The organism is Pseudomonas lalucatii, from assembly GCF_018398425.1.
GTDB classification, from domain to species: Bacteria; Pseudomonadota; Gammaproteobacteria; order Pseudomonadales; family Pseudomonadaceae; genus Aquipseudomonas; species Aquipseudomonas lalucatii.
This window is the reverse complement of the sequence record NZ_JADPMV010000002.1, coordinates 473,209-497,297: the sequence shown is the minus strand read 5'-3', so window position 1 is coordinate 497,297 and position 24,089 is coordinate 473,209. Positions and strand designations below refer to the sequence as shown.

The 24,089-nt window shown below is 68.5% G+C and carries 26 protein-coding genes and 1 tRNA gene; 13 read left to right on the top strand and 14 right to left on the bottom strand.

Translation table 11 applies throughout. The features are described from left to right. Window positions 1–93: 93 nt before the first annotated feature. Window positions 94–570, bottom strand: a complete 477-nt coding sequence (locus I0D00_RS15735; RefSeq protein WP_213640773.1) for an Lrp/AsnC family transcriptional regulator — start codon at window positions 568–570, stop codon at window positions 94–96. 132 nt (window positions 571–702) lie between these two features. On the opposite strand from I0D00_RS15735, the gene I0D00_RS15730 reads away from it, so the two are divergent. Beyond that, entirely contained in the window at window positions 703–1,608 is a 906-nt protein-coding gene (locus I0D00_RS15730) for a DMT family transporter (RefSeq protein ID WP_213640772.1), read from the top strand. Window positions 1,609–1,706: 98 nt separating this feature from the next. Here the strand turns inward: I0D00_RS15730 and I0D00_RS15725 are convergent, their stop codons facing one another. Together I0D00_RS15725 and I0D00_RS15720 are read right to left on the bottom strand one after the other, a co-directional pair. Continuing rightward, window positions 1,707–2,021, bottom strand: a complete 315-nt coding sequence (locus tag I0D00_RS15725) for a hypothetical protein (RefSeq protein WP_213640771.1) — start codon at window positions 2,019–2,021, stop codon at window positions 1,707–1,709. A 104-nt stretch (window positions 2,022–2,125) separates the two neighbouring features. Then, on the bottom strand, window positions 2,126–2,698 hold the full coding sequence (locus tag I0D00_RS15720; protein ID WP_213640770.1) for a COG3904 family protein: 573 nt from the start codon (window positions 2,696–2,698) through the stop codon (window positions 2,126–2,128). A 161-nt stretch (window positions 2,699–2,859) separates the two neighbouring features. On the opposite strand from I0D00_RS15720, the gene I0D00_RS15715 reads away from it, so the two are divergent. Beyond that, on the top strand, window positions 2,860–3,297 hold the full coding sequence (locus I0D00_RS15715) for an HIT family protein (protein ID WP_213640769.1): 438 nt from the start codon (window positions 2,860–2,862) through the stop codon (window positions 3,295–3,297). Between the two features lie 10 nt (window positions 3,298–3,307). Here I0D00_RS15715 and I0D00_RS15710 read toward each other — a convergent pair whose 3' ends face one another. Then, on the bottom strand, window positions 3,308–3,934 hold the full coding sequence (locus tag I0D00_RS15710) for a cysteine hydrolase family protein (RefSeq protein WP_213640768.1): 627 nt from the start codon (window positions 3,932–3,934) through the stop codon (window positions 3,308–3,310). Between the two features lie 119 nt (window positions 3,935–4,053). Here I0D00_RS15710 and I0D00_RS15705 point away from each other — a divergent pair, with 119 nt between their 5' ends. From I0D00_RS15705 to I0D00_RS15695, 3 genes are all read left to right on the top strand, one after another. Continuing rightward, on the top strand, window positions 4,054–5,004 hold the full coding sequence (locus I0D00_RS15705; RefSeq protein WP_213640767.1) for a GlxA family transcriptional regulator: 951 nt from the start codon (window positions 4,054–4,056) through the stop codon (window positions 5,002–5,004). A gap of 75 nt (window positions 5,005–5,079) precedes the next feature. Then, window positions 5,080–5,505 carry a 3-isopropylmalate dehydratase gene (locus I0D00_RS15700; RefSeq protein WP_213640766.1) on the top strand — a complete coding sequence of 142 codons (426 nt, stop codon included), beginning with the start codon at window positions 5,080–5,082 and terminating at the stop codon, window positions 5,503–5,505. 117 nt (window positions 5,506–5,622) lie between these two features. Then, entirely contained in the window at window positions 5,623–6,546 is a 924-nt protein-coding gene (locus I0D00_RS15695) for a 1-phosphofructokinase family hexose kinase (RefSeq protein ID WP_338050434.1), read from the top strand. A 30-nt stretch (window positions 6,547–6,576) separates the two neighbouring features. Here the strand turns inward: I0D00_RS15695 and I0D00_RS15690 are convergent, their stop codons facing one another. Further along, a complete protein-coding gene (locus tag I0D00_RS15690) occupies window positions 6,577–6,993 on the bottom strand; it encodes a CBS domain-containing protein (RefSeq protein ID WP_213640764.1) in 417 nt (138 codons plus the stop codon). Window positions 6,994–7,491: 498 nt separating this feature from the next. Here I0D00_RS15690 and I0D00_RS15685 point away from each other — a divergent pair, with 498 nt between their 5' ends. Continuing rightward, a complete protein-coding gene (locus tag I0D00_RS15685) occupies window positions 7,492–7,734 on the top strand; it encodes a hypothetical protein (RefSeq protein WP_213641800.1) in 243 nt (80 codons plus the stop codon). Then, window positions 7,731–8,033 carry a cell division protein ZapA gene (locus tag I0D00_RS15680; protein WP_213640763.1) on the top strand — a complete coding sequence of 101 codons (303 nt, stop codon included), beginning with the start codon at window positions 7,731–7,733 and terminating at the stop codon, window positions 8,031–8,033. The genes I0D00_RS15685 and I0D00_RS15680 overlap by 4 nt, the downstream gene beginning before the upstream one ends. A 93-nt stretch (window positions 8,034–8,126) precedes the next feature. Here the strand turns inward: I0D00_RS15680 and I0D00_RS15675 are convergent, their stop codons facing one another. Next, on the bottom strand, window positions 8,127–8,441 hold the full coding sequence (locus tag I0D00_RS15675; protein WP_213640762.1) for a YciI family protein: 315 nt from the start codon (window positions 8,439–8,441) through the stop codon (window positions 8,127–8,129). A 278-nt stretch (window positions 8,442–8,719) separates the two neighbouring features. Continuing rightward, the gene (locus tag I0D00_RS15670) at window positions 8,720–9,187 is read right to left on the bottom strand and encodes a hotdog fold domain-containing protein (RefSeq protein ID WP_213640761.1); all 468 of its coding nucleotides are present in this window, start codon (window positions 9,185–9,187) and stop codon (window positions 8,720–8,722) included. Window positions 9,188–9,270: 83 nt separating this feature from the next. On the opposite strand from I0D00_RS15670, the gene I0D00_RS15665 reads away from it, so the two are divergent. Next, window positions 9,271–9,888, top strand: coding sequence for a TetR/AcrR family transcriptional regulator (locus I0D00_RS15665; RefSeq protein WP_246533294.1), 618 nt, complete (start codon window positions 9,271–9,273; stop codon window positions 9,886–9,888). A gap of 81 nt (window positions 9,889–9,969) precedes the next feature. On the opposite strand, the gene I0D00_RS15660 is transcribed toward I0D00_RS15665, so the two are convergent. The 3 genes from I0D00_RS15660 to I0D00_RS15650 all read right to left on the bottom strand — a co-directional run bounded on the left by I0D00_RS15660 (window position 9,970) and on the right by I0D00_RS15650 (window position 12,069). Then, the gene (locus tag I0D00_RS15660; RefSeq protein WP_213640759.1) at window positions 9,970–10,326 is read right to left on the bottom strand and encodes a DCC1-like thiol-disulfide oxidoreductase family protein; all 357 of its coding nucleotides are present in this window, start codon (window positions 10,324–10,326) and stop codon (window positions 9,970–9,972) included. Window positions 10,327–10,422: 96 nt separating this feature from the next. Then, window positions 10,423–11,745, bottom strand: a complete 1,323-nt coding sequence (gene rimO / locus I0D00_RS15655) for a 30S ribosomal protein S12 methylthiotransferase RimO (protein WP_213640758.1) — start codon at window positions 11,743–11,745, stop codon at window positions 10,423–10,425. 247 nt (window positions 11,746–11,992) lie between these two features. Next, window positions 11,993–12,069: transfer RNA gene (locus tag I0D00_RS15650), tRNA-Met, on the bottom strand. Window positions 12,070–12,427: 358 nt separating this feature from the next. On the opposite strand from I0D00_RS15650, the gene dinB reads away from it, so the two are divergent. After that, window positions 12,428–13,489: a DNA polymerase IV gene (gene dinB, locus I0D00_RS15645; RefSeq protein WP_213640757.1), complete on the top strand. Its 1,062-nt coding sequence runs from the start codon at window positions 12,428–12,430 to the stop codon at window positions 13,487–13,489. A gap of 131 nt (window positions 13,490–13,620) precedes the next feature. Here the strand turns inward: dinB and I0D00_RS15640 are convergent, their stop codons facing one another. The 4 genes from I0D00_RS15640 to I0D00_RS15625 are packed head-to-tail and all read right to left on the bottom strand — an operon-like array spanning window position 13,621 to window position 18,284. Continuing rightward, window positions 13,621–14,025 (bottom strand): META domain-containing protein, encoded by a 405-nt coding sequence (locus tag I0D00_RS15640; protein ID WP_213640756.1) that lies wholly within the window; start codon window positions 14,023–14,025, stop codon window positions 13,621–13,623. Window positions 14,026–14,033: 8 nt separating this feature from the next. Continuing rightward, window positions 14,034–14,459 (bottom strand): hypothetical protein, encoded by a 426-nt coding sequence (locus I0D00_RS15635; RefSeq protein ID WP_213640755.1) that lies wholly within the window; start codon window positions 14,457–14,459, stop codon window positions 14,034–14,036. Window positions 14,460–14,487: 28 nt separating this feature from the next. Then, window positions 14,488–15,483: a 2-hydroxyacid dehydrogenase gene (locus tag I0D00_RS15630; protein ID WP_213640754.1), complete on the bottom strand. Its 996-nt coding sequence runs from the start codon at window positions 15,481–15,483 to the stop codon at window positions 14,488–14,490. 44 nt (window positions 15,484–15,527) lie between these two features. Then, window positions 15,528–18,284, bottom strand: a complete 2,757-nt coding sequence (locus I0D00_RS15625; protein ID WP_213640753.1) for a response regulator — start codon at window positions 18,282–18,284, stop codon at window positions 15,528–15,530. A gap of 170 nt (window positions 18,285–18,454) precedes the next feature. On the opposite strand from I0D00_RS15625, the gene cysM reads away from it, so the two are divergent. The 4 genes from cysM (at window position 18,455) to mazG (ending at window position 24,042) form a co-directional block, all read left to right on the top strand. Continuing rightward, on the top strand, window positions 18,455–19,360 hold the full coding sequence (gene cysM / locus I0D00_RS15620; RefSeq protein WP_213640752.1) for a cysteine synthase CysM: 906 nt from the start codon (window positions 18,455–18,457) through the stop codon (window positions 19,358–19,360). Then, a complete protein-coding gene (rlmD, locus tag I0D00_RS15615) occupies window positions 19,360–20,712 on the top strand; it encodes a 23S rRNA (uracil(1939)-C(5))-methyltransferase RlmD (protein ID WP_213640751.1) in 1,353 nt (450 codons plus the stop codon). The genes cysM and rlmD overlap by 1 nt, the downstream gene beginning before the upstream one ends. 199 nt (window positions 20,713–20,911) lie before the next feature. Then, complete coding sequence (relA, locus tag I0D00_RS15610) at window positions 20,912–23,155, top strand: GTP diphosphokinase (RefSeq protein ID WP_213640750.1); 2,244 nt, start codon at window positions 20,912–20,914, stop codon at window positions 23,153–23,155. A 50-nt stretch (window positions 23,156–23,205) separates the two neighbouring features. Further along, window positions 23,206–24,042: a nucleoside triphosphate pyrophosphohydrolase gene (gene mazG, locus I0D00_RS15605; RefSeq protein ID WP_213640749.1), complete on the top strand. Its 837-nt coding sequence runs from the start codon at window positions 23,206–23,208 to the stop codon at window positions 24,040–24,042. The last annotated feature ends 47 nt before the right edge of the window (window positions 24,043–24,089 follow it).

Sequence of the window (24,089 nt, the reverse complement as noted above, 5' to 3'; positions counted from 1 at the left end):
GTGAGGAGCCCTTTCGGGGGCTTCGGGATTCTTCCGCCTCGGCCGACACTGGGCAAGGAAGTCGAGCCGGTCATTGGCCCTTGAGTGCTTCGCCTAGTTCGCCCCCTCGGCCGCCTTGCCGCCTACCCCGCGCCGGCCAATGCCCGGCGGGCGGCGCTTGATCGGCTGCGATTTGACGATCGACGTGCTGGTCTGCGCCTTGTCGGCGATGCGGTCGAGAATATGGTCGAGCTGGTCGATGGAGCGCAGGTAGAGGCGCGCGATGAAGCAGTCATCGCCGGTGACCTTGTCGCACTCGCAGAACTCGGCGGTGTCTTCGATCAGCTTCTGCACCGGGTGGAGCATGCCCGGCAGCGGCTTGATGCGCACGATCGCCTGCAGCTGGTAGCCCAGGGCCCGCGGGTCGATCTCGATGGTGAAGCCGCGGATCACCCCGCGCTCCTCGAGGCGCCGCACGCGCTCCGAGGTGGCGGGGGACGACAGGCCGACCTGGCCGGCCAGCGCCTTGAGGGAGATGCGCGAGTCCTGCAGCAAGGCGTCGAGAATTTTCTGGTCGAGAGAGTCCAGCATTATCCGTTTCTCCGTTATGTTGAGGATTTGCCTTTTATAATTAGGTTTTTGTTGTATATGGCCTAATTTACGTCATGTGAAATGGATGCTGTGCATAATATCTTAGCCTCTGACAACTGACGGAGGTGCTCCATGAACAGCAAGGCGCGTGGCTCGGTCGAAATGACCGCGGCGATGATGATTTCCGGAACCATAGGCTGGTTCGTCCTCTATTCCGGGCAGCCGGCGATGGATGTGGTGTTCTGGCGCTGCGCCATCGGCGCGCCGGTGCTGCTGGCGGTGTGCGCCGCCCTGGGGCTGCTGCGGGGCCACCTGACGCCGCGCCTGCTGGCCTTCGCCGCGCTGGGCGGGGTGGCCATCGTGCTCAACTGGCTGCTGCTGTTCGCCGCCTACCCGCGGGCCTCCATCTCCATCGCCACGGCGGTGTACAACACCCAGCCGTTCATCCTGGTGGGGCTCGGCGCGCTGTTCCTCGGCGAGCGCCTGACCGCGACCAAGCTGATGTGGCTGGGCCTGGCCTTCGCCGGCATGCTGCTGATCGTGCAGGCCAAGCCGAACGCCGGCTATATCGGCAGCGACTACCTGGGCGGTATCCTCCTGGCCCTGGGCGCGGCCTTCTTCTACGCCCTGGCCGCCCTGGTGGCGAAGAAACTCAAGGGCACGCCGCCGCACCTGATCGCGCTGATCCAGGTCTGCGTCGGCACCCTGATGCTGGTGCCCTTCGCCAACCTGGCGCAACTGCCGACCAGCGCGTCCAGCTGGGGCGCGCTGGTGACCCTCGGTGTGGTGCACACCGGGCTGATGTACATCCTGCTGTACGGCGCGATCCAGAAACTGCCGACCCACCTGACCGGAGCGCTGTCGTTCATCTACCCGGTGGTGGCGATACTGGTGGACTTCCTGGCCTTCGGTCATCAGCTGCAGCCGCTGCAGCTGCTGGGCACCGGCGCCATCCTGCTGGCCGCGGCCGGCATGACCCTGGGCTGGTCGCTGCGCAGGGTGCGAGTGCCGGTGGCGGGCGAACGGGTCAGCGCGTGACCTGGGGGCAGGGGCGCGGGGCCGGGATCGGGTCGGCGCCGCTTGGCAGGTAGGCGGCGCGGCTGGCATGAGGCGGCCGTCGCCGACTCCGGCCGGGCTCAATCGTCGTCATAGTCGCACTCGACCTCTTTCTTGAACTCGTCGTGCTTGGCTTCGACCTTGACCCGGCAACCGCGCTCCCAGTATTCGTCCTTCCACTTGCCGGGGCGCCAGAAGGCGCCGTGGCCGTGGGGGCACTTGATCTCTTCCTTGAAGTCGCCGTCGTCGAACTCGCGCTTGACCCGGCAGGGACCATCCCAGAACTCCTCCTGCCACTCCTCCTCCGCGTGCCGATGATCGGCCTGCGCCGGGCTCATCGCGCCGCCGAGCGCTGCGCACAGCAGCCAGAGCCCCAGCCGTTCTTTCAAGTCCATCCCAACACCTCCACCTCAGAAGACACCACCAGCCTGCCTGGGATACGACAGCGCCGGGCGCGACTCTATCCATGTCGAGCGCGGCGCGCGCTGCGGGCAATGCTTCAGTTCAGCCGATAGCGGGCCAGCTGCTCCGGGTCGAGCAGGCGCATGTTGTGCGGTGCGATGCGCTGCATCTCCTCGGCCAGGCGGCCGGGGATGTTCATCTCGCGGAAGTAGGCGCTCGGACTGTAATGCTCGCCCCGGTGGACGGCCTGGGCCTGGGCCGAGTCGCCGCCGGCAAAGGGCGGGCGGTGCAGGCCGACATGGCCGCGCACGGTCTTCTTGTGGCCGGCGGCCAGCAGGTAGATGCAGCTGCCCTGGCAGACGCCGCGGCGGGGCACCAGCACGTCGAAGCGGGTCTCGCGCAGCAGGCGGCCCATGCGCATGGCTTCCGGGGCGCTGCCGCCGATGCTGTCCAGCAATACTATCCGGCGCTCGTAGCGCCCGGGGTTGGCCCGCAGGCCCTTGAGCAGGGCTTCGTAGTCGCCGGGGGCGATGTCCTCGGAAATCCGCGCGGCCAGCACCGTGCCGAGGCGCTTGTCGTAGGCGGCTTCGACCTCGACCCTGGCCTGAAGGGCGGACGAGCACAGCACCGTGAGGCAAAGGAGTGCGGCCTGGATAAGCGGGGTGCGCATGGCGTGCTCTGGTCCTGGATGAAGGCGGAGCGCAGAAGATACTCGCAGGCGCCGGTCGGTGCATCCGCCGGCCCCGAGCCATGCTCGAGTACAGGGGGCTTTTCCGCGGCGGGGGCAGCGGCTATGGTGCGCGTTTCGACCCCTCGGTAAAGGAACACCCGATGAGCCTGCATGGCGACTACGACCCGCAGAACATCTTCGCCCAGATTATTCGCGGCGAGGCCCCCTGTTTCAAGCTGTACGAGGACGACGAGGTGCTCGCCTTCCTCGACCTGTTCCCGCAGTCCCTGGGCCATACCCTGGTGATCCCCAAGCGGGTGGCGGCGCGCAACCTGCTGGAGATCGACGCGGACAGCCTGGGCACGCTGATGGCCGCGACCCAGCGCCTGGCCCGGGCGCTGGTCGACGAGCTTCAGCCGGCCGGGGTGCAGGTGGCGCAGTTCAACGGCGCGCCGGCGGGGCAGACGGTGTTCCACCTGCACATGCACATCATCCCGCGGTATGCCGGCCAGGGCCTGGGCATCCATGCGGCGAACAAGGCCGATCCGGCCGAGCTGGAGGCGCTGCAGGCGCGGTTGGTCAAGCGCATCGGCGCCTGAGCGGCGCTGCTCAGCGGGCGCGCAGGGCCCGCTGGTTGGACAGGTAGATGTTGTCGGCCTGCGGTATTTCGCCGGTTTCCAGGGCCGTCAGCCAGTCGCCGGTGCTCAGTACCGCGGCGAAGCCGGTGTGCATGACCACGCAGAACACCCGGTGGATCTCCTCGGCCGTGGCGCTGCCCATGGCGTTGCTGTAGGCGGGCGAGCCTGCGGCGTCGTGCAGCAGCTCGACCTTCCAGCCCTCCTGGTGGGCCTGGCGCACGGTGGAGTCGGCGCAGTTGTGGGTCATGTAGCCGACCACGCTGAGGGTGTCGATCTGGTGCTGGCGCAGGTAGGCGGCCAGGTCGGTGCCGGCGAAGGCGCTGGCCATCCGCTTCTGGATGAAGTGGTCGCGCGGACGGTTCGCCACCAGTGGATGCAGCTCGGCGTTGTGGCTGCCGCTGGCGAAGATCGGCGCGCCTTCGGGCAACAGGTGCTGAATGACGATCACCGGGATGCCGGCGGCGGTGGCGGCGTCCATGGCGGTGGCGATATTGGCCATGGAGTGCTCGATGGGCGGATATTCGATAGGCAGGTTGCCGCTGACGTATTCGTTCTGCACGTCGATGACGATCAGGGCGCGTTGCGGTTGCTGGTGCATGGCGGGTTCCTCTAAGGAGTGGGGGGCTGATTGTTCGCCTGCCCCGTGGTTATCCGTGAGTGGCCCGAATGCCAGCTTGCGTTAAGATCGGGCCAAGTCGCCTGCTCCGGAGCAACGCCATGCCTGCCCATCGTATTGCCGTGGTCGCCTTCGACCGCATAACGCCTTTTCACCTCTCCGTGCCCTGCCTGGTGTTCGGCGATTTAGGCCCGGGCAAGAATCCATATGAGTTGCGGGTGTGCGCGGCGCAGGCGGGCATGCTGAGCACCACGGCCGGTTTCGACCTGCAGGTGGCCCATGGCCTGGAAGCGCTGGAGTGGGCGCAGACGGTGATAGTGCCGAGCTGGCACGACCCGGCCGAGCGGCCGCCGCAGCAGTTGCTGGATGCACTGGTGCGGGCCCATGAGCGCGGCGCGCATCTGGTCGGCCTGTGCCTGGGAGCCTATGTGCTGGCCGAGGCCGGCCTGCTCGACGGGCGCGCCGCCACGACCCACTGGGCCTGGGCCGAGGATTTCGCCGCGCGCTTCCCGCGGGTGCGCCTGAACGCCGAGGTGCTGTACCTGGAGGACGGTCAACTGTTGACCTCGGCCGGCACCGCCGCGGCCATCGACTGTTGCCTGCATTTGTTGCGTCGCCAGCACGGCGCCGAGGTGGCCAGCGGGGTGGCGCGGCGCCTGGTGGTGCCGCCGCATCGCCAGGGCGGCCAGGCCCAGTTCATCGAGCAACCGCTGCCGGCCAGCCAGCGAGACGATCGCCTGGTGGGGCTGCTCGACTGGCTGCGCGCCCATCTGCACCAGCCGCATAGCCTGGACAGCCTGGCGCAGCGGACATGGTCGAGTCGGCGCAGCTTCACCCGGCATTTTCGCCAGCTCACCGGCTGTACCCTGGGCGACTGGCTGTTGGCCGAGCGCCTGGCCCTGAGTCAGCGCCTGCTGGAGGGCAGCGAGCAGTCGATCGAGGCCATCGCCGGCCTGGCGGGTTTCGGCTCGCCCGTGTCGCTGCGCCAGCACTTCGGTCGGGCGTTCGGCGTGTCGCCGAGCGGCTACCGGCAGAGTTTTCGCGGGCGCTAGCCTGCATCCCGGCTTGTGCGTTGGCGCCACCCTGCCAATACTCAGGCGGTACTACTCGTGCCCATGGAGGGCTCCATGCGATTGATCTACGCAGTACTGCCGTTGCTGGCCTTGGCCGGTTGCTCATCCGTCCCGGTCGACCCGGAGAATGTCCGTCAGGTTCCCGGCGAGCGTCTGCTGGCCTATCAGCAGGCCGTCGCCGGCAGTGGTGAGCTGGTGGTCGAGCGCGACCTGGGCATGCTCGGCGGCGGCTGCTACGTGGCGGTGCTGGTCGACCGCAAGGTGGCGGCACGCATCGGCATCGGCGAGCAGGCGCGCTTCCAGGTGCCGGCGGGCACCCGGGTGCTGGGCATCGGCATCGACGAGCAGGACGACACGCTGTGCGGCATGGGTCGCCTGCGCCGGGAGCTGGCGGTGCCGGTGACGCCGGGGCAGCGCCAGCACTTCCGCATCGTCAGCGAGGCCAAGAGCGGCTTCGATATCCGCGCCCTCGCGCCCTGACCGGCGCGCCGCGTCGTGGCGGGTGCTCGGCACCCGCCGGGGATGGTCACCTAAACTTGGGTTATGGCCACTCCTCTTCCTCGGACCACGCGCCAGGCCGGCGACCGGGCCTCGATCGTGACCCTGACCCTGAGCCCCGCGCTGGACATCGCCACCCAGGTGCCGCGCCTCTGCGCGGACGCCAAGTTGCGCTGCACGCCGCCGATCTACACGCCGGGCGGCGGCGGTATCAACGTCGCCCGGGCCATCCACGCGCTCGGCGGTCGCGCCCTGGCGCTGTTTCCCGCCGGCGGCGCCAGCGGCCAGCAACTGGTGGAGCTGCTCGACGCCGAGGGGGTGGCCAACCGGCCCCTGGCCATCGCCGAACGGACCCGCGAATGCCTCAACGTGCTGGAGCAGGCCGGGGCCCAGCAGTACCGCTTCGTGCTGCCCGGCGCGCGCCTCAGCGCGGCCGAGCAGACGCAGTTGCTCGAGGCCGTGGCGGCCTTGCCCGGGCCGGAGTACCTGGTGATCAGCGGCAGCCAGCCGGCGGGGCTGGCGGCCGACTTCCTGCCGCGCCTGCTGCGGGGCGCCGCCGGGCGCGGGGTGCGCTGCATCCTCGACAGCTCCGGCGAGGCGTTGCGCCTGGCCCTGGCGGCAGGCGGGCTGTTCATGATCAAGCCCAACCTCAACGAGCTGAGCAGCCTGGCCGGCGAGGCGCTCCTCGGTCCGGAGCGGCTCGCCGGCTTCGCCCATGAACTGGTGGACGGCGGGGGTTGCGACTATGTGCTGGTGTCGCTCGGCGCCCAGGGCGCGCTGTTGGTCGGCCGGGAGCTGAACGAGCGCCTGGCCGCCCCCAGCGTCCGGCGCCGCAGCACGCTGGGCGCCGGCGACAGCCTGGTGGCCGGGGTAACCCTGAAGCTGGCGGCCGGTGCGCACTGGCGCGAGGCGCTGCGCTACGGCGTGGCGGCCGGCAGTGCGGCGATCAGCGGCGAGGGCGGCGCGCTGTGCCGACGCGCCGATACCGAGCGGCTGTTCGCCCGGTTGCAGGCCCTTGGCTGAGCTCGCGGTCGGCGCTGGTCGCCGCGCCGTTCAGCGGCTCTTGCCGAAACTGGCCAGCTGATCGATCAGCAGGTTGAGGACATGGCGACGGGTGACGACGCCGAGCACCTTGCGCCTGTCGTCGATCACCGGGTAGCTCTTGGGTTTCTCCCCCAGCATCTGCTGGGCCAGTTCCAGCGGATCGTCATCGAGCCGCACGCACAGCACATCGGTGCGCATGATGTCGCGCACGGTGGCCACGCGCTGGTTGTGGTAGACCACCTGGAGGCTGACCTGCAGGCATTCCTGTTCGGAGATCCAGCCCAGCAGCAGGCCTTCGCCGTCGACCACCGGGCCGCCGAGCATGGCGTTCCTCATCAGTCGGGCGGACGCGGCCACCACCGGCATGTCCGGATGGATCACGGCGAAGTCTTTGCTCATGCAGCGGGCGATAGAGGCAGAAATCACAGGGCTACTCCAGTTTGCGGCGGGTGCTCTGGGCAGGCGCCGTCAGGGCAAGGGTGTGGGGCCCGGGGCGGTCCTTCACGCGGCCGTCGCTGGCGCCGGGGAGGGCGATGCGCCTGGGCACCGGGCCAAAGCAAGTTCCAGGCCGCGCTGGCCGAGAGGCGCTGAGCCGGCTGCCGGCGCGGTTTGCGGGCGCCGCGCCGGGCGCAGGCATGCTGCACCATGGTGCGGGAACGCCATTTTGGTGCGCCCTGGCCTCAAGGCGCGCGCCGGGCCGGCGGTTCGGGATTCGCCCTCGCTCGGCGTACATCGAGGGAACTCGCCCTGGACAGGGCAGTCGGAGGTCCGGCGCGCCGCGACCGTCCGCGCCAGATGCCGCGTGCGCTGGACCGGTTGCGGCATGCCGACGCGCGGCGGGTGGGCGCCAGAGGGCGGCTGCTCTGGCTTCTCCCGGCGCATTTCATTATTGTGGCGCCCCGCCAAAAAGCCCGAGTAATCAATATGTTGGAAAATAACCTGAGTCAGTTGGAACAGCTCGTCGGCGACCTCGTTCAAGAGAACAAGGCGCTGCAGGAGGCCAATGCACAGTTGCGCAGCGAGCTGAGCCAGTTGCAGGAAGAGAATGACGGCCTGCAGCTCAGCGCACTGGAGCAAGAGGAGCTGCACAGCGCCACGGCGGCGCGCATTCAGGCCCTGGTCGCGCTGGCCACCGGCAACGCCAGTCCGAGCCCCGCCCAGGCATGAGTCCGGAGGGGGAGGCGGTCAGCGTCATTTCCGTTCTCGGCAATGACTACAGTATCAAGGCGCCGGTCGGCAAACAGCAGGCCCTGAAGGACTCGGCGCAGCTGCTCAAGAGCCTCCTGGCCGAGACCAAGGCCGCTTCGCCATCGCTGATGGGCGACAGGCTGCTGGTGCTGACGGCCCTGAAGCTCTGTGCCCAGCAGCTCGAGCTGGAGCAGCGCCATCGCCAGGACATCGAGCATCTCGAGGAGCGGGTGAGCACCAGGGTCGCGGGGATCGCCGGGTTGATCCGCCGCCCCTGAGCCTTCGGACCCAGGCATCGGCCGCGGGTCCGCTCGCCCCGGCGCAGCGCTCGGATACTGCCAGGCGCACGCTCGGGGGCCGCTTCGCGGGGCTCACATTTCGATGATTTCCGCCAGCTCTATGCTGCCGCCGGCCGCCAGGATCGGGCATTTTCGCGCATGCCCGATAGCCGCTTCGAGGGATGTCGCCTCGATAAGGCTATAGCCACTGGCCGGGTTGCTCCCGCCGTTGCTGGTCACCGAGCCATCGCTGTTGACGGTGCTCGACAGACCGACCGGGTTGCCGGGATCGACCGCCGCGCTGCCCATGGCGCCGAACCAGTCTTCCCAGGCCCGCATGACCCGAACCACCTCATCCGGGGCCTGGGGTTTGCTGCCACCGTGATAGACGAACAGATACTTGGCCATCTCGATTCTCCTCCTGACCTGCACAGGCGCCGACGCCGGCTGCGGACGCTGCGTACATGCCCTGGTCGAATGGCCGCGGGTCGAATCGACAGGCGACGACCACGGGTCGACCAGGCGCTGGCCCTGGCCGGCACGCGGCGAGGCATCGGCTGGGCGGTGGAGGGTGATCGACGGCGCTTCGGCGGCGACCGGCAGCGTACAGGGCCCGCCTGGCGGCGGGGGCAGAACCGTACCCTGCGGATCAGCCTCTGCGCGGCATCGAGGCGCGGTCCGCATGGCTATGCCGATTTGGCGGTCACCCACATCGTGATCGTTGCGCGAAAGACAACCTCACCCCCCTGGTCCTTGACCTCGACCCCCACCCTGTAGTCGCCGGGTGCCGACCAGTCCGGTCGGGATTCGGGTGTGGCGACCGCGGTCAGGTCGGATGTGGCCTTCTTCAGGTATTCGACCGTCATGCCCTTGGGTATCCAGCGGTGCGTGCGGGGGACCGTCACCTCGGTCATGGTTCCACCGGCCAGCTCGGCCATGTTGCACATGGCGATGGCATGCACGGTACCCAGGTGGTTCAGCACGGCACGGCGCTTGCGGATCGATACTTCACAGTACTCGGGCCTCAGCGCCACGAACCTAGGGCGTATGCTCCCAAAGTACGGAGCCTTGAAGCACAGGAGCCTGGAGAAGGCCCATTTCCCCCCCGGCTTGCCGGAGAACTGTTGCCAAATTGCCAATGTGCCTGTACTCATCGACCCGTGCCCCATGCAAGATTAAGAATATTATTCTAGAGTTATTTTCTATTACTATGTCAAGTCAGGATTACTCGGCCGCGTTGGCGGCCCTGGAGCGCGTCGAGCCCGGCGATCGCAGGTCGAACAAGCGGCACATCATGGCGTGTGCGCTGGCGTGTTTCGACGAAATGGGCCTCGAGTCCACCAAGATTGAGGACATTCGGCAGCGCGCCGCAAGCAGCATCGGCTCGATCTATCATCATTTCGGCAATAAGGAGGGCCTTGTCGCGGCCCTCTACTTCGCCGCGCTGGACGATCAGCTGGCCCTGGTGCAGCCCCGCATACAGCTGGCCTCCACGCCGCGTGAGGCGGTCGAGGCGTTGATCCGGACATACCTGGCCTGGGTGGAGCAGCAGCCGGAATTGGCCCGCTTCATCTTTCACGCACGCCATGCGGTGGCGTCGGGGCCGCGCAAGGACGACCTGCTCGAGCGCAACCAGCGCCGTTACGGCGCCTTGCTCGAGTGGTTGGGCAAGGGGGTCGAGGCCGGGGTGATCCGCAAGCTGCCCCGGGAGGTCTATGCCTCGCTGCTGATCGGCCAGGCGGAAAACTACTGCCGCGCCTGGCTGTCGGGGCGGGTCAAGGGGGCTCCCACTGTGCATGTGGATATCTTCGCCGATGCCGCATGGCGGTCGATTGCCGAGGGCGTGACCGGCTAGCCCGCAGGGCTCGCGTGCGGGGGAGGCGGCGGAAAATGCGGTGCCGGGGGAGGGCGCCCGCAGGAGCGCCGAGCCGGTCGTCTATAGCCGCCCCTCGCGGCGCAGGCGGCGCAGCACCCAATGGCGGTAGCACCAGGAGAGGAGCGGCCTGAGGCCGGGCAGGCCGAGCAGCCAGGCCAGCGGGCGCAGGACCGCGGTGCGCCGCATCAGCAGGATGTAGGCGTCCAGTTCGCGATGGATGTGGCCTCGCTCGTCCTGCACATGCAGCTCGGTGAGGGCCCGGTAGGGGTCGATGCCGAGGGCGCGCAGCAGCTCTTCCCGACCGGTGATATCCAGCCATTCCACGCCGGCGTCGTTCCGGTTGAGTTTCTCGTAGCGGCGGCGGTCGGCCACGCAGCGCGGGCAGGCGCCGTCGTAGTAGATCTTGAGTCTGGCCATGGCCTTGGCCTGTCGCAGGGGCTTGATGTCAGTCTAGCGGGGAAGGCGGGGCGGGGAGAGGGCCCCTTCCTGCGACGGGGAAGGGGCTGGGGCGATCTAGATCAGTTCGGCCCACATGTCGTATTCGTCGGCGTCGACGATGCGCACCCGCACCTTGTCGCCGGGGCTGACCTCGGTGCTGGCGATGAACACGCTGCCGTCGATTTCCGGGGCATCGGCGTAGCAGCGCGCCACGGCGCCCTGGTCGTCGACCTCATCGATCAGCACCTCCATTTCCTTGCCGACCTTGAGCTGCAGGCGCGCGGCGCTGATGGCCTGCTGGTGGGCCATGAAGCGCTCCCAGCGCTCCTGCTTGATGGCGTCCGGTACCGGGTTGTCCAGCAGGTTGGCCGGGGCGCCGTCCACCGGCGAGTACTGGAAGCAGCCGACGCGGTCGAGCTGGGCCTCGGTCAGCCAGTCGAGCAGGTACTGGAAGTCCTCTTCGGTCTCGCCGGGGAAGCCGACGATGAAGGTGGAGCGGATGGTCAGCTCCGGGCAGATCTCGCGCCAGGCCTTGATGCGGGCCAGGGTCTTGTCCTCGAAGGCCGGGCGCTTCATGGCCTTGAGCACCTTGGGGCTGGCGTGCTGGAAGGGGATGTCCAGGTAGGGCAGCAGCTTGCCGGCGGCCATCAGCGGGATCAGCTCGTCGACGTGGGGGTAGGGGTAGACGTAGTGCAGGCGCACCCACACGCCCATGGAGGACAGCGCCTCGCACAGTTCGGTCATGCGCGTCTTCACCGGCCGGCCGTTCCAGAAGTCGGTCTTGTACTTCATGTCGACGCCGTAGGCGCTGGTGTCCTGGCTGATCACCAGCAGTTCCTTGACCCCGGCCTTGACCAGGCGCTCGGCCTCGCTGAGCACTTCGCCGACCGGGCGACTGACCAGCTTGCCGCGCATCGAGGGGATGATGCAGAAGCTGCAGCTGTGGTTGCAGCCTTCGGAAATCTTCAGATAGGCGTAGTGGCGCGGGGTCAGCTTGACGCCCTGGGGCGGTACCAGGTCGATCAGCGGGTTGTGCTCCTTGCTCGGCGGCACCACCTCGTGCACGGCGTTGAGCACCTGCTCGTACTGCTGCGGGCCGGTTACCGACAGCACGGACGGGTGGACGTCGCGGATCGCGCCTTCTTCCACGCCCATGCAGCCGGTGACGATGACCTTGCCGTTCTCCGCGATGGCCTCGCCGATCACGTCCAGGGACTCGGCCTTGGCGCTGTCGATGAAGCCGCAGGTGTTGACCACCACCACGTCGGCGTCCTGATAGGTCGGCACGACCTCGTAACCTTCCATGCGCAGCTGGGTCAGGATGCGTTCGGAGTCCACCAGGGCCTTGGGGCAACCCAGTGAAACGAATCCGACTTTTGGCGTGGCAGGGGTGGACATGCGGCTGACCTCGGGCTTTGGAGGATGGGCGCGTAAGGCGCCATTGATCAAAAAGTGCGCAATTCTAGCGGCGGATCGCCGGCTTGACCAGCGTCGCGAGCGATTGTGCGTGGTGGCTGGCCATGGAGGTCGGTTTGGGCGGGCATGGGCAGTTGGCCCGGTAGCATGGGCGCCTGCCGCGGTGAGCGTCGGACTGGTCGCGCTGAAACGAAAAAGGCCACTCGTTCGAGTGGCCTTTTCGGGTATTTGGTTGCGGGAGCAGGATTTGAACCTACGACCTTCGGGTTATGAGCCCGACGAGCTACCAGACTGCTCCATCCCGCGGCGGCCATTCTATAGTTTAGAGACAGGCTGTCAACCTTTAGTTCGGTAAAAATCGTTTTCTGTTCAGACGCTTAGCGCTTTGTGACAGTGGGATTACGGATGCTGGCCGCGCCAGGCGGGCGTTTGCGAGGGGATTCGGCTGGCGGAGCCCGGCATTTATCGGTTTCGCTGTCGGCCGGCGTAGCCGATGGGGTTGCCCCTGGGCTAGAGTCCGTGGCCATTACGCGGGAGAATCTACTTGGCACCCGTAGGCTAGCTAGGCCGGCGGCACACCGGCGCCCGCTTGCGCATTCGGTCGCTCGATCGCCGCACGGGGCGGCCCGGCGCGGCCATACGTCACACTGTTCCAGGCCCGCACATGACCACCCGCAAGATCATCCACGTCGACTGCGACTGCTTTTATGCCGCCATCGAGATGCGCGACGACCCGAGCCTGGCGCGCAAGCCGCTGGCGGTGGGCGGGGCGGCGGACCGTCGGGGGGTGATCGCCACCTGCAACTACGAGGCACGCGCCTACGGCGTGCGCTCGGCCATGGCTTCCGGGCATGCGCTGAAGCTGTGTCCGGACCTGCTGATTGTCAAGCCGCGGATGGAGGTGTACAAGGCGGTCTCCCGGCAGATCCACGCCATCTTCCGCGACTACACCGAGGTCATCGAGCCGTTGTCGCTGGACGAGGCCTATCTGGATGTCTCCGCCAGCCCGCATTTCGCCGGCAGCGCCACGCGCATCGCCCAGGATATTCGTCGGCGGGTCTCCCGGGAATTGCATATCACCGTGTCGGCCGGGGTGGCGCCGAACAAGTTCCTGGCCAAGATCGCCAGCGACTGGAAGAAGCCCGACGGCCTGTTCGTGATCACCCCGGAACAGGTCGAGGGGTTCGTCGCCGAGTTGCCGGTAAGCAAGCTGCACGGGGTCGGCAAGGTGACCGCGGACAAGCTCGCGCGCCTGGGCATCCACCGCTGTGCGGACCTGCGCGAGTGGCCCAAGCTGCGGCTGGTCAAGGAGTTCGGTCACTTTGGCGAGCGTCTCTGGGGGCTGGCCCGGGGCATCGACGAGCGCCCGGTGCAGACCGACAGTCGGCGGCAGACGGTGAGCGTGGAGACCACCTACGACCAGGACCTGCCGGACCTGTCGGCCTGCCTGGAGCAACTGCCGACGCTGCTGGATGAGCTGGCCAGGCGCATGGTGCGGCTGGACGCGAGTTACCGGCCGGACAAACCCTTCGTCAAGGTCAAGTTCCACGACTTCACCCAGACCACCCTGGAGCAGGCCGGCGCGGGCCGCGACCTGGACAGCTACCGGCTGTTGCTGAGTGCGGCCTTCGCCCGCGGCAACAGGCCGGTACGGCTGCTCGGCGTTGGGGTGCGGCTGCACGATCTGCGTGGCCGCCATGAGCAACTGGAGTTGTTCGCGCCCTAGGCTGGATGGCGCTCTTCACATCCACGATCACGGTTCGCTGGTGGAAAATATTTCGCAGTTTTCCACCCTACGGCCTGTTCGCGCGACGCTTTGCCCATCCACCCTTGGGGGAGGCGGGCAGGCTGCGCTAGCTAGCCCTCGGCCGGCGACAGGCGCAGCGGCTTGCCGCTCTCGGGCCACAGACGCAGCTGCTCGAGGGGCGAGACGTCCCAGCGCTGCACCTTGCCCAGGCTGTCGAGAAAGCGTGCTTCCTGCTCCATCAGCGGCGCCGCGCACTGTCTGCGGGTGCTGCCGGCATCGGCGAAGCTGAGCCGCTGGCCTTGCAGGCGATAGCGGGCGAACCAGTGGTTGCAACCGGCGGTGCCATAGGCGCGGCCGTCCTCGCCGAGGGTCAGGGTCGGCTGGCTGTCGTCGAGCGCGGGGCGCTCGCCGAGCCATTCGATCCGGTAGGCGCGCTCGGTTTCCAGCTGCAGTGGGGCGCTGGCGCAGCCCAGCAGGCTGGCGCCGAGCAGCCCGGTCACCAGGGTGCGGGCCATGCGCCGGCCTACGGACACTGCGGGCACAGGTGACGGCCGTCCTGGCTGCGCCAGCCCAGTTCGCGGATGCGCGCTTCGGCGGCCGGGGCCTGGGCCTTCTTGCCGAGGGCGGCGTCCACGGCGAACTCGAAGTCGAGCTGGCGGGCACAGCCGTCGCACTTGACCTGCCAGTTGAAGATCGCCAGCTCGCCGAAGGCCGGGCCATGGGCGACCGCGACCCACTGACCGCGCGGGTTGATTAGGTGGCGCACCTTGTCCACCTGCAGGCGCATGCTCAGGTCGCGGCTGCCCTTGAGGGTGACCAGCAGGCCGTCACCGCCGTGGATCGAGCCGCCGTTGCCGGTGACCTGGTAGCGGCCCGGCGCCAGGGCGCGGCACTCGATCAGGGTGTGCTCGGGGTTGAGCAGGTTGTAGCGAAAATCGTGTTCGGCCATGGCTCCTCCAAAATAGGCGCGAATGCTATCACGGGCCGGGGTGGAGCCGATTGACCGGCGAGCCGTCGGCCCAGGCGGCGATGTTGTCCAGGGTGGTGCCGGCGATGGCCGTCAGCGCTTCCTGGGTGAGGAAGGCCTGGTGGGCGGTGACGATGACATTGGGGAAGGTCATCAGGCGCGCCAGCACATCGTCCTGCAACGGCCGGTCGGAGCAGTCCTCGAAGAACAGCTCGGCCTCTTCCTCGTAGACGTCCAGGCCGAGGTAGCCGAGCTGGCCGCTCTTCAGTGCGGCGATCAGTGCCGGGGTGTCGATCAGCGCGCCGCGCCCGGTGTTGATCAGCATCGCCCCGGGCTTCATCTGCGCCAGGCGGGTGGCGTCGATCAGGTGGTGGCTGCCCTCGTTCAGCGGGCAGTGCAGGCTGATGATATCGCTCTCGGCGATCAGTTGATCGAGTTCCACCTGCTGGCCGCCCAGTTGCGTCAGATCCGCCACCGGGAAGGGGTCGTAGACCTGCACGCGGCAGCCAAAGCCGGCCATGATGCGGGCGAAGACCCGGCCGATAGTGCCGCAGCCGACGACGCCGACCCGCTTGCCGTGCAGGTCGAAGCCGGTCAGCCCGTGCAGGGAAAAGTCGCCCTCGCGGGTGCGGTTGAAGGCACGGTGGATGCGCCGGTTCAGCGCCAGGATCAGCGCCACCGCGTGTTCGGCCACCGCGTGGGGGGAATAGGCCGGCACCCGTACGGCCTCGAGGCCGAGTTGCTGCGCGGCGTTCAGGTCGACGTGGTTGTAGCCGGCCGAACGCAGGGCGATCAGGCGCGTGCCAGCGGCGGCCAGGCGCTGCAGTACCGGCGCCGAGAGGTCGTCGTTGATGAAGGCGCAGACCACCTCGCAGTGCTGTGCCAGGGCGGCGGACGCCAGGCCCAGCCGGGCCTCCTGGAACTGCAGCTGCCAGCCCGGCCGCAGGTTGGCGGCGCGAAAGCTGTCGCGGTCGTAGGGCTTGCTGCTGAACAGGATGATGCGCATGGTGGCTCCTCGCTGCCGGGCTCGCCTGCGGCGTTCGAGTGCAGCTAGGCGCTGACCCGGGCTTCGCTGGCCAGCCGTTCGATCGCCGCGTCCAGTTCGTCCAGGGCATCCTGGGCGGCGGGGTCGTTCTGCTTCAACAGGGTCTCGCTGCGCTGGCAGGCGGCGCGCAGTTGCGGCACGCCGCAATAGCGGGTGGCGCCATGCAGGCGATGGACCCTCTCGATCAGCGCGTTGCGCTCGCCATTCTCGCGGGCCTGGCGAATCGCCTGGCGGTCGCCCGGCAGGCCGGCCAGCAGCATGCCCAGCATGTCGGCGGCCAGGTCGGCCTTGCCGGCGGCCAGGCGCAGGCCCTCGGCGTCGTCCAGCACGCTGGGCAACGCCGTGTCGGCATCCGCCTCGGCGGTGCGTTCCGGGCCCTGGCGGCGCAAGGCCAGGCCGGTCCACTTGAGCACCACCTGGGCCAGTTGCCGCTCGCTGATGGGTTTGCTGCGATAGTCGTCGAGTCCGCTCTGTAGCAGGGCGCGGCGCTCGTTGGCCAGGGCGTGGGCGGTCAGGGCGATGATCGGCACCGGCGTGCGCAGGTGCTCGGCCTCCCACTGGCGAATCGCCTCGGTGGTCTGGCGGCCGTCCATGCTGGGCATCTGCACGTCCATGAAGATCAGGTCGAAGCTGTCCTGCCGGGCCAGCTCCAGGGCCTTCTGGCCGCCGTCGGCGCTGCTCACCACGGCGCCCATGTCTTCCAGCAGGGTGCGCACCAGTAGCAGGTTGGCCGGGTTGTCGTCGACGCAGAGAATCCGCGGCGCCCGGCCGGGGGCCGGCGGATCGGTTTCCCGGCGCAGTGGCAGCCTGGGGCTGATCAGCTCGGCCAGGGTGCGTTGCAGTTTGCGGGTGCAGGCGGGCTTGGCCTGCAGCTGGCTGTAGGCGTCGGGCAGGGCCTCGTGATAGAGCGCCTGCTCTGTGGTGGGGCAGAGCACCACGGTCTTGCAGGCCAGGTGCTGCAGATCCCAGATGCGCTGGCCGAGGCGTTCCGGCGGCAAAGCCTGGGCGGTGACGCCGAGCACCGCCAGCTGGATCGGCTGCTCGCCGTGGCGGGCGCTGTCGACCGCGGCGAGCAGGCTGTCGAAGTCGGCGAAGGCGCTGACTTTCAGGCCGCAGTCCTCCAGCTGGTGCTGCAGGGCCTGGCGTGCCAGCTCGTGGCTTTCCAGGATGGCCGCGCGGCGACCCAGCAGGGGCGGGCGTGGCAGGTCCTCGGCATCGTCGCGGGCTTTCGGCAGGCTCAGGCTGACCCAGAACTCGGAGCCTTCGCCGGGGGTGCTGTCGACGCCGATCTCGCCGCCCATCTGTTCGATCAGGCGCTTGGAGATCACCAGGCCCAGGCCGCTGCCGCCGGCCTGGCGCGACAGCGAGTTGTCGGCCTGGCTGAAGGACTGGAACAGGGCCCGCAGGTCTTCGCTGGACAGGCCGATGCCGGTGTCCTGCACGCTGATGCGCAGCTGGGCGCGGTCGGCGCTCTCGTCCTCGAGCATGGCGCGCAGGACGATGCTGCCCTCGCGGGTGAACTTGATCGCGTTGCTCACCAGGTTGGTCAGCACCTGCTTGAGCCGCAACGGGTCGCCGACCAGCGACAGCGGCGTGTCGCGGTAGACCAGGCTGAGCAGCTCCAGCTGCTTCTCATGGGCCGCCGGGGCGAGGATGGTCAGGGTGTCCTGCAGCAGGTCGCGCAGGTTGAACGGGATGTTTTCCAGGACCAGCTTGCCGGCGTCGATCTTGGAGAAGTCGAGGATCTCGTTGATGATCCCCAGCAGGCTGTCGGCGGACTTCTCGATGGTGTCCAGGTAGTCCTGCTGGCGCGGGGTCAGCTCGCTTTTCTGCAGCAGGTTGGTGAAGCCGAGGATGCCGTTGAGCGGGGTGCGGATCTCGTGGCTCATGTTGGCGAGGAACTCGGACTTGATGCGGCTGGCCTCCAAGGCCTCCTTGCGCGCGAAGTCCAGCTCGATGTTCTGGATCTCGATGGTCTCGAGGTTCTGCCGCACGTCCTCGGTGGCCTGGTCGATGCTGTGCTGCAGCTCCTCCTGGGCACCGTGCAGGGTCTCGGCCATGCGGTTGATGCCGGCGGCCAGCTCGTCCAGCTCATGGCTGCCCAGCGGCGGCAGGCGGGTCTCCAGATGGCCGTCCTTGAGCAGGGCGACGCCGTGTTTGATGCGCCGCAGCGGCTCGTTGATGCTGCGGCTCATGCGCAGGGCGAGCAGGGCGGTGACGCTCAGTCCGGCGGCGATCAGCAGCAGGCTGGCGAACAGGCTGCGGTAGCCGCTGAGCAAGGTGCTGTGGTGCGACAGCTCCAGTTCCACCCAGCCGAGCAGGCGGCTGGCGGTGGCGCCGGGGGGCGCGCCGGTCAGGCTCAGGTGCTGCCCAAACACCGGCAGCAGGAAGCGCGTGGCGTCCTGGTTGCTGCGCCGAGCCGCCTGCAGCTCGCCGCCGACCGGGGGGGCGTTGAGCATGCTGGGGCCGGCATGGGCCAGGTGTCGGCCCTCGGCGGCGAGGAAGCTGACCGCGCGGACATCCGGCTGTTCCAGGGCCTGGTTGGCGATGCGCAGCAGCAGGGCGGCGTCGCCGCGCTGCAGGGCGGGGGCGGCCAGGGGCGCCAGCTGTTCGACGACCAGCTCCCCGCGTTGCAGCAACTGGGCTTGCAGTCCCGACAACTGCACCCAGGTGAAATAGCCGCCGAGCACCAGCGCCAGCAGGCTGGTCGGCAGCAGGGTGAGCAGCAGCACGCGGCCCTTGATGCCTAGATCCTTGAACACTCGCTTCCTCCCCTCTGGCTGATCGCCGTCCGCAAGTCGCCAGTGTAGCGGCTGGTCTCGGGCGAATGACAGTGCCGCACGGGCCCGCACGGATCATCGCCGGGTTAGGGCTGCCGCCGGTTTGCCGTTATCATGGGGACCCCTTCTGCCGTCTGGATTCGATCGACGCCATGACCCTGCAATTTCCCACCATTGCCGATTGCGTCGGCAACACCCCGCTGGTGCGTTTGCAGCGCCTGCCGGGTAGCACCTCCAACACCCTGCTGGTCAAGCTGGAGGGCAACAACCCGGCCGGCTCGGTGAAGGACCGCCCGGCGCTGTCGATGATCACCAGGGCTGAGTTGCGCGGCGATATCCGTCCCGGCGATACCCTGATCGAGGCCACCAGCGGCAACACCGGCATCGCCCTGGCGATGGCGGCGGCGATCAAGGGCTACGAGCTGATCCTGATCATGCCGGACAACATGAGCGCCGAGCGCAAGGCGGCGATGACCGCCTACGGCGCCGAGCTGGTGCTGGTGTCGCGCGAGGACGGCATGGAAGGCGCCCGCGACCTGGCCGAGAGCCTGCAGCGCGGCGGGCGCGGCAAGGTGCTCGACCAGTTCGCCAACGGCGACAATCCCGAGGCCCATTACAGCGGTACCGGCCCGGAGATCTGGCGCCAGACCCAGGGGCAGATCAGCCATTTCATCAGCTCCATGGGCACCACCGGCACCATCATGGGCGTGTCGCGCTACCTCAAGGAGCAGAACCCGCAGGTGCAGATCGTCGGCCTGCAGCCGATGGAAGGCGCGTCGATTCCCGGCATCCGCCGCTGGCCCCAGGAATACCTGCCGAAGATCTACCAGGCCGAGCGGGTCGACCGCATCGTCGACATGCCTCAGCGCGAGGCCGAGGACTGCATGCGCCGTCTGGCCCGCGAGGAAGGCATCTTCTGCGGGGTGTCTTCCGGCGGCGCGGTGGCGGCCATGCTGCGCCTGTCCCGGGAAGTGGAGAACGCGGTGATGGTGGCCATCATCTGCGATCGTGGCGACCGTTACCTGTCCACCGGCGTGTACGACACGCCCCACGACTGATGGCCAGGAAAAGCGGCGGGCTGCGCTTCCAGCCCAGCGGCGGCGCCCGTGCGCCGCAGGTGCCGGTGGGCAAGAAGCAGCGCCTGAGGATCGAACGCCTGGCCAACGATGGCCGCGGCATCGGCTTCGTCGACGGGCGTACCTGGTTCGTCAGCGGCGCCTTGCCCGGCGAGGAGGTCGAGGCCCGGGTGCTGGGCGCCCGCAGCCAGGTGGTCGAGGCCCGCGGCGAGCGCATTCTCGACGCCAGCGCGCAGCGCCGTGCGGAGCCCTGTGCCCACGCACGCACCTGCGGCGGCTGCAGCGTGCAGCATATGCCCCATGGCGAGCAGCTTGCCCTGAAACAGCGCATGCTCGCCGAGCAGCTCGGTCGTCTGGCCGGGCTCGAGCCGGAACAGTGGGCGCCGCCGCTGGTCGGTCCCGAGTTCGCCTACCGCCGCCGCGCGCGCATCGCCGTGCGCTGGGACGCCAGGGCCGCGCGCCTGGACGTCGGCTTTCGCGCCGCGGCCAGCCAGGACATCGTCGCCATCGCCGACTGTCCGGTGTTGGTACAGCCCTTGCAGCCGATCCTGCGCGCCTTGCCGGCCGTGCTGGGCAGCCTCGACAAACCCCAGGCCATCGGCCATGTGGAGCTGTTCCGGGGCAGTGCCAGCGCCATCCTGGTGCGCCACACCGCGCCGCTGGACGAGGCCGACCTGGGCCGCCTGCAGGCCTTCTGCGTGGCCCACAAGGCGCAGCTGTGGCTGCAGGGCGGCGGTGCGCCGCACCCCTTCGCGGAGGGCGTCAGCCTGGGCTACCGCCTGGAGGCCTGGGACCTGCACCTGGGCTACCGGCCGGGTGACTTCGTCCAGGTCAATGCGCCGGTCAACGAGGCCATGGTCGCCCAGGCCCTGGACTGGCTGGCGCCCCGGGCGGACGAGCGGGTGCTGGACCTGTTCTGTGGACTGGGCAACTTCGCCCTGCCGCTGGCCCGCCGGGTGCGCGAGGTGGTCGCGGTGGAAGGTGTGGCGGCGATGGTCGAGCGGGCCGCGGAGAACGCCGCGAGCAATGGCCTGGACAATGTCCGGGTGGTGCGCGCCGACCTGGCCGAGCCCTGGACCGCGGCCGACTGGGCGCGGGGCGGCTTCGCCGCGGTGCTGCTCGACCCGCCGCGCGACGGCGCGCTGCAGGTGGTTCGGCAGATCGGCGCCCTGGGCGCGCAGCGGCTGGTCTACGTGTCGTGCAATCCGGCGACCCTGGCGCGTGACAGCGTCGAGTTGGTGCGGCAAGGTTACCGGCTGCGGCGTGCCGGCATCCTCGACATGTTTCCGCAGACCGCCCATGTCGAGGCGATGGCCTTGTTCGAGCGGCCGTAGTCGGCGAGGCAACGGATCAACAGGCCCTGGGCAGGGATGGGTGGCGGACGAAGCCCCTTGGCTTTGCCGCCTTTTGTCCTTATCTAGGGTGTGCAGCGGAGGTGCAGGGACTGCATCTTCAGTGGTTAAACCGACCGGCTCGGAGAAGGCGGCGACTGTTCGGCACGCCTGGCGCGGGCCGTGAGGGAAGGTAAGCAATATGGTTCAGGTAAGGGCGCACCAGCCGATCAACGATGACGGCAGCATCAACCTCGAGGCCTGGCTGGATCACGTGCTCAGCGTCGACCCGGCGCTGGAGCGCGAGGCCCTGCGCGAGGCCTGCGAGTTCGCCCGCGAGGCCGAGCAGCAGGCCAATGCCGCACAGAATCTGTGGGCCGAGGGCGCCTCCAGCTTTCGCGCCGGCCTGGAGATCGCCGAGATCCTCGCCGACCTCAAGCTCGACCAGGACTCCCTGGTCGCCGCGGTGATCTACCGCGGCGTGCGCGAGGGCAAGGTGACCCTGGCCGCCGTGCACCAGCGCTTCGGCCCGGTGGTGGCCAAGCTGATCGACGGCGTGCTGCGCATGGCGGCGATCAGCGCCAGCCTGAACCCGCGCGACTCCCTGGTGCTCGGTTCCCAGGCCCAGGTGGAGAACCTGCGCAAGATGCTGGTGGCCATGGTCGACGACGTGCGCGTGGCGCTGATCAAGCTGGCCGAGCGCACCTGCGCCATTCGTGCGGTCAAGCACGCCGACGACGAGAAGCGCCAGCGGGTGGCCCGCGAGGTGTTCGACATCTATGCGCCGCTGGCCCATCGCCTGGGTATCGGCCATATCAAGTGGGAGCTGGAGGACCTGTCCTTCCGCTACCTGGAGCCCGAGCAGTACAAGCAGATCGCCAAGCTGCTGCACGAGCGCCGCCTGGACCGCGAGCAGTACATCAACGACGTGATGAGTCACCTGCGCCAGGAGCTGGACGCCACCGGCATCGAGGCGGACATCAGCGGCCGGGCCAAACACATCTATTCGATCTGGCGCAAGATGCAGCGCAAGGGCCTGCAGTTCAGCCAGATCTACGACGTGCGCGCGGTGCGCGTGCTGGTGCCGCAGATGCGCGACTGCTACACCGCGCTGGGCATCGTCCACACCCTGTGGCGGCACATCCCCAAGGAGTTCGACGACTACATCGCCAACCCCAAGGAGAACGGCTACCGCTCGCTGCACACCGCGGTGCTCGGCCCGGAGGGCAAGGTGCTGGAGGTGCAGATCCGCACCCACGCCATGCACGAGGAAGCCGAGCTGGGCGTGTGCGCGCACTGGCGCTACAAGGGTACCGACGTCAAGTCCGGTTCCAACCACTACGAAGAGAAGATCTCCTGGCTGCGCCAGGTGCTCGAATGGCACGAGGAGCTGGGCGACATCGGCGGCCTGGCCGAGCAGCTGCGCGTGGACATCGAGCCGGACCGGGTCTACGTATTCACCCCGGACGGCCACGCCATCGACCTGCCCAAGGGCGCCACGCCGCTGGACTTCGCCTACCGGGTGCACACCGAGATCGGCCACAACTGCCGCGGCGCCAAGATCAACGGGCGCATCGTGCCGCTCAACTACAGCCTGCAGACCGGCGAGCAGGTGGAGATCATCACCAGCAAGCACGGCACGCCGAGCCGCGACTGGCTGAACAGCAATCTGGGCTACGTCACCACCTCGCGGGCGCGGGCGAAGATCGTCCACTGGTTCAAGCTGCAGGACCGCGACCAGAACGTCGCCGCCGGCAAGGCCATGCTCGAGCGCGAACTGGGTCGCCTGGCGCTGCCGCACGTGGACTTCGACGCCCTGGCCGAGAGGGCCAACCTGAAGACCGCCGAGGACCTGTTCGCCTCCCTCGGTGCCGGCGACGTGCGCCTGGCCCACCTGGTCAATCTGGCCCAGCAGCTGGTCGAGCCGGAGCGCGGCAGCGAGCAGCTCGAACTGATCCCGCGCAAGGCCCTGGGCTTTCGGCCGGGCAAGCGCGGCGACATCCAGATCCAGGGGGTCGGCAACCTGCTGACGCAGATGGCCGGCTGCTGCCAGCCGCTGCCGGGCGATCCCATCGTCGGCTACATCACCCTCGGTCGCGGCGTCAGCATCCACCGCCAGGACTGCGCCTCGGTGCTGCAGCTGGCCGGCCGCGAGCCGGAGCGGATCATCCAGGTCAGCTGGGGGCCGGTGCCGGTGCAGACCTACCCGGTGGACATCATCATCCGCGCCTACGACCGCTCCGGCCTGCTGCGCGACGTGACCCAGCTGTTGCTCAACGAGAAGCTCAACGTGCTCGCGGTCAATACCCAGTCGAACAAGGAGGACAACACCGCCTCGATGTCGATCACGGTAGAGATTCCCGGCCTGGACGCCCTGGGACGCCTGCTCGGACGCATCTCGCAGCTGCCCAACATCATCGAGGCACGCCGCCTCCGCGCCTCCTGAGCCGCGCCGGCCTGCCCCGCAGGCCGGCGCCCACCGTACCGGAAACCGCCATGTACCAACTCGACGACCTGCTGCACCTGATGGCCCGCCTGCGCGACCCGCAGTACGGCTGTCCCTGGGATCTGAAGCAGTCCTACGCCAGCATCGTGCCGCACACCATCGAGGAGGCCTACGAGGTGGCCGACGCGATCGAGCGCGGCGACTTCGCGCACCTGCCCGGCGAGCTGGGCGACCTGCTGTTCCAGGTGGTGTACTACAGCCAGCTGGCCCGCGAGGAGGGACGCTTCGCCTTCGCCGAGGTGGTCGACGGCATCACCCGCAAGCTGCTGCGCCGGCATCCCCACGTGTTCCCCGATGGCGACCTCTATGGCGCGCCGGACGCCGCCAGGCTGGAGGAGGCCGCGGTCAAGCAGCGCTGGGAGGAACTCAAGGTCGAGGAGCGCGCCGAGAAGGCCGCCGCGCCGGAGCAGTTGTCCCTGCTCGATGACGTGCCCCAGGCCCTGCCGGCCCTGAGTAGGGCGGCCAAGCTGCAGAAGCGTGCGGCCCAGGTCGGTTTCGACTGGCCCGAGGCGCTGCCGGTGGTGGACAAGGTGCGCGAGGAACTGGACGAGGTGCTCGAGGCCATGAGCGAGAACGATCCCGAGGCGATCACCGAGGAGCTCGGCGACCTGCTGTTCGTGGTTACCAACCTGGCCCGTCACCTCAAGGTCGATCCGGAGGCGGCCCTGCGCGCGGCCAACGGCAAGTTCGAGCAGCGCTTTCGTTTTATCGAGCAGGCCTTGCGCACAGCGGGCCGGGCCATCGAAGATTGCGCCCTGGAAGACCTGGATGCGCTCTGGGGGGAAGCCAAGAAAATGGAAAAGCGCGACAGGCCGTCGGCCTGTTAGGCGGACCTGCGCTCCGCTCATCGGCGGGCATCGGCCCGCTCCCTGTT

Excerpts from the sequence above, each read along its gene's own strand:
- relA (WP_213640750.1), top strand. The coding sequence starts at position 20,912 with ATGGTTCAGGTAAGGGCGCACCAGCCGATCAACGATGACGGCAGCATC.
- I0D00_RS15635 (WP_213640755.1), bottom strand. The coding sequence starts at position 14,459 with ATGGCCGAACACGATTTTCGCTACAACCTGCTCAACCCCGAGCACACC.
- I0D00_RS15640 (WP_213640756.1), bottom strand. The coding sequence starts at position 14,025 with ATGGCCCGCACCCTGGTGACCGGGCTGCTCGGCGCCAGCCTGCTGGGC.
- I0D00_RS15715 (WP_213640769.1), top strand. The coding sequence starts at position 2,860 with ATGAGCCTGCATGGCGACTACGACCCGCAGAACATCTTCGCCCAGATT.
- I0D00_RS15705 (WP_213640767.1), top strand. The coding sequence starts at position 4,054 with ATGCCTGCCCATCGTATTGCCGTGGTCGCCTTCGACCGCATAACGCCT.
- I0D00_RS15630 (WP_213640754.1), bottom strand. The coding sequence starts at position 15,483 with ATGCGCATCATCCTGTTCAGCAGCAAGCCCTACGACCGCGACAGCTTT.
- I0D00_RS15710 (WP_213640768.1), bottom strand. The coding sequence starts at position 3,934 with ATGCACCAGCAACCGCAACGCGCCCTGATCGTCATCGACGTGCAGAAC.
- I0D00_RS15720 (WP_213640770.1), bottom strand. The coding sequence starts at position 2,698 with ATGCGCACCCCGCTTATCCAGGCCGCACTCCTTTGCCTCACGGTGCTG.
- I0D00_RS15700 (WP_213640766.1), top strand. The coding sequence starts at position 5,080 with ATGCGATTGATCTACGCAGTACTGCCGTTGCTGGCCTTGGCCGGTTGC.
- dinB (WP_213640757.1), top strand. The coding sequence starts at position 12,428 with ATGACCACCCGCAAGATCATCCACGTCGACTGCGACTGCTTTTATGCC.
- rimO (WP_213640758.1), bottom strand. The coding sequence starts at position 11,745 with ATGTCCACCCCTGCCACGCCAAAAGTCGGATTCGTTTCACTGGGTTGC.
- I0D00_RS15685 (WP_213641800.1), top strand. The coding sequence starts at position 7,492 with ATGTTGGAAAATAACCTGAGTCAGTTGGAACAGCTCGTCGGCGACCTC.
- I0D00_RS15660 (WP_213640759.1), bottom strand. The coding sequence starts at position 10,326 with ATGGCCAGACTCAAGATCTACTACGACGGCGCCTGCCCGCGCTGCGTG.
- I0D00_RS15735 (WP_213640773.1), bottom strand. The coding sequence starts at position 570 with ATGCTGGACTCTCTCGACCAGAAAATTCTCGACGCCTTGCTGCAGGAC.
- rlmD (WP_213640751.1), top strand. The coding sequence starts at position 19,360 with ATGGCCAGGAAAAGCGGCGGGCTGCGCTTCCAGCCCAGCGGCGGCGCC.
- mazG (WP_213640749.1), top strand. The coding sequence starts at position 23,206 with ATGTACCAACTCGACGACCTGCTGCACCTGATGGCCCGCCTGCGCGAC.
- I0D00_RS15725 (WP_213640771.1), bottom strand. The coding sequence starts at position 2,021 with ATGGACTTGAAAGAACGGCTGGGGCTCTGGCTGCTGTGCGCAGCGCTC.
- I0D00_RS15680 (WP_213640763.1), top strand. The coding sequence starts at position 7,731 with ATGAGTCCGGAGGGGGAGGCGGTCAGCGTCATTTCCGTTCTCGGCAAT.
- I0D00_RS15730 (WP_213640772.1), top strand. The coding sequence starts at position 703 with ATGAACAGCAAGGCGCGTGGCTCGGTCGAAATGACCGCGGCGATGATG.
- I0D00_RS15670 (WP_213640761.1), bottom strand. The coding sequence starts at position 9,187 with ATGAGTACAGGCACATTGGCAATTTGGCAACAGTTCTCCGGCAAGCCG.
- cysM (WP_213640752.1), top strand. The coding sequence starts at position 18,455 with ATGACCCTGCAATTTCCCACCATTGCCGATTGCGTCGGCAACACCCCG.
- I0D00_RS15675 (WP_213640762.1), bottom strand. The coding sequence starts at position 8,441 with ATGGCCAAGTATCTGTTCGTCTATCACGGTGGCAGCAAACCCCAGGCC.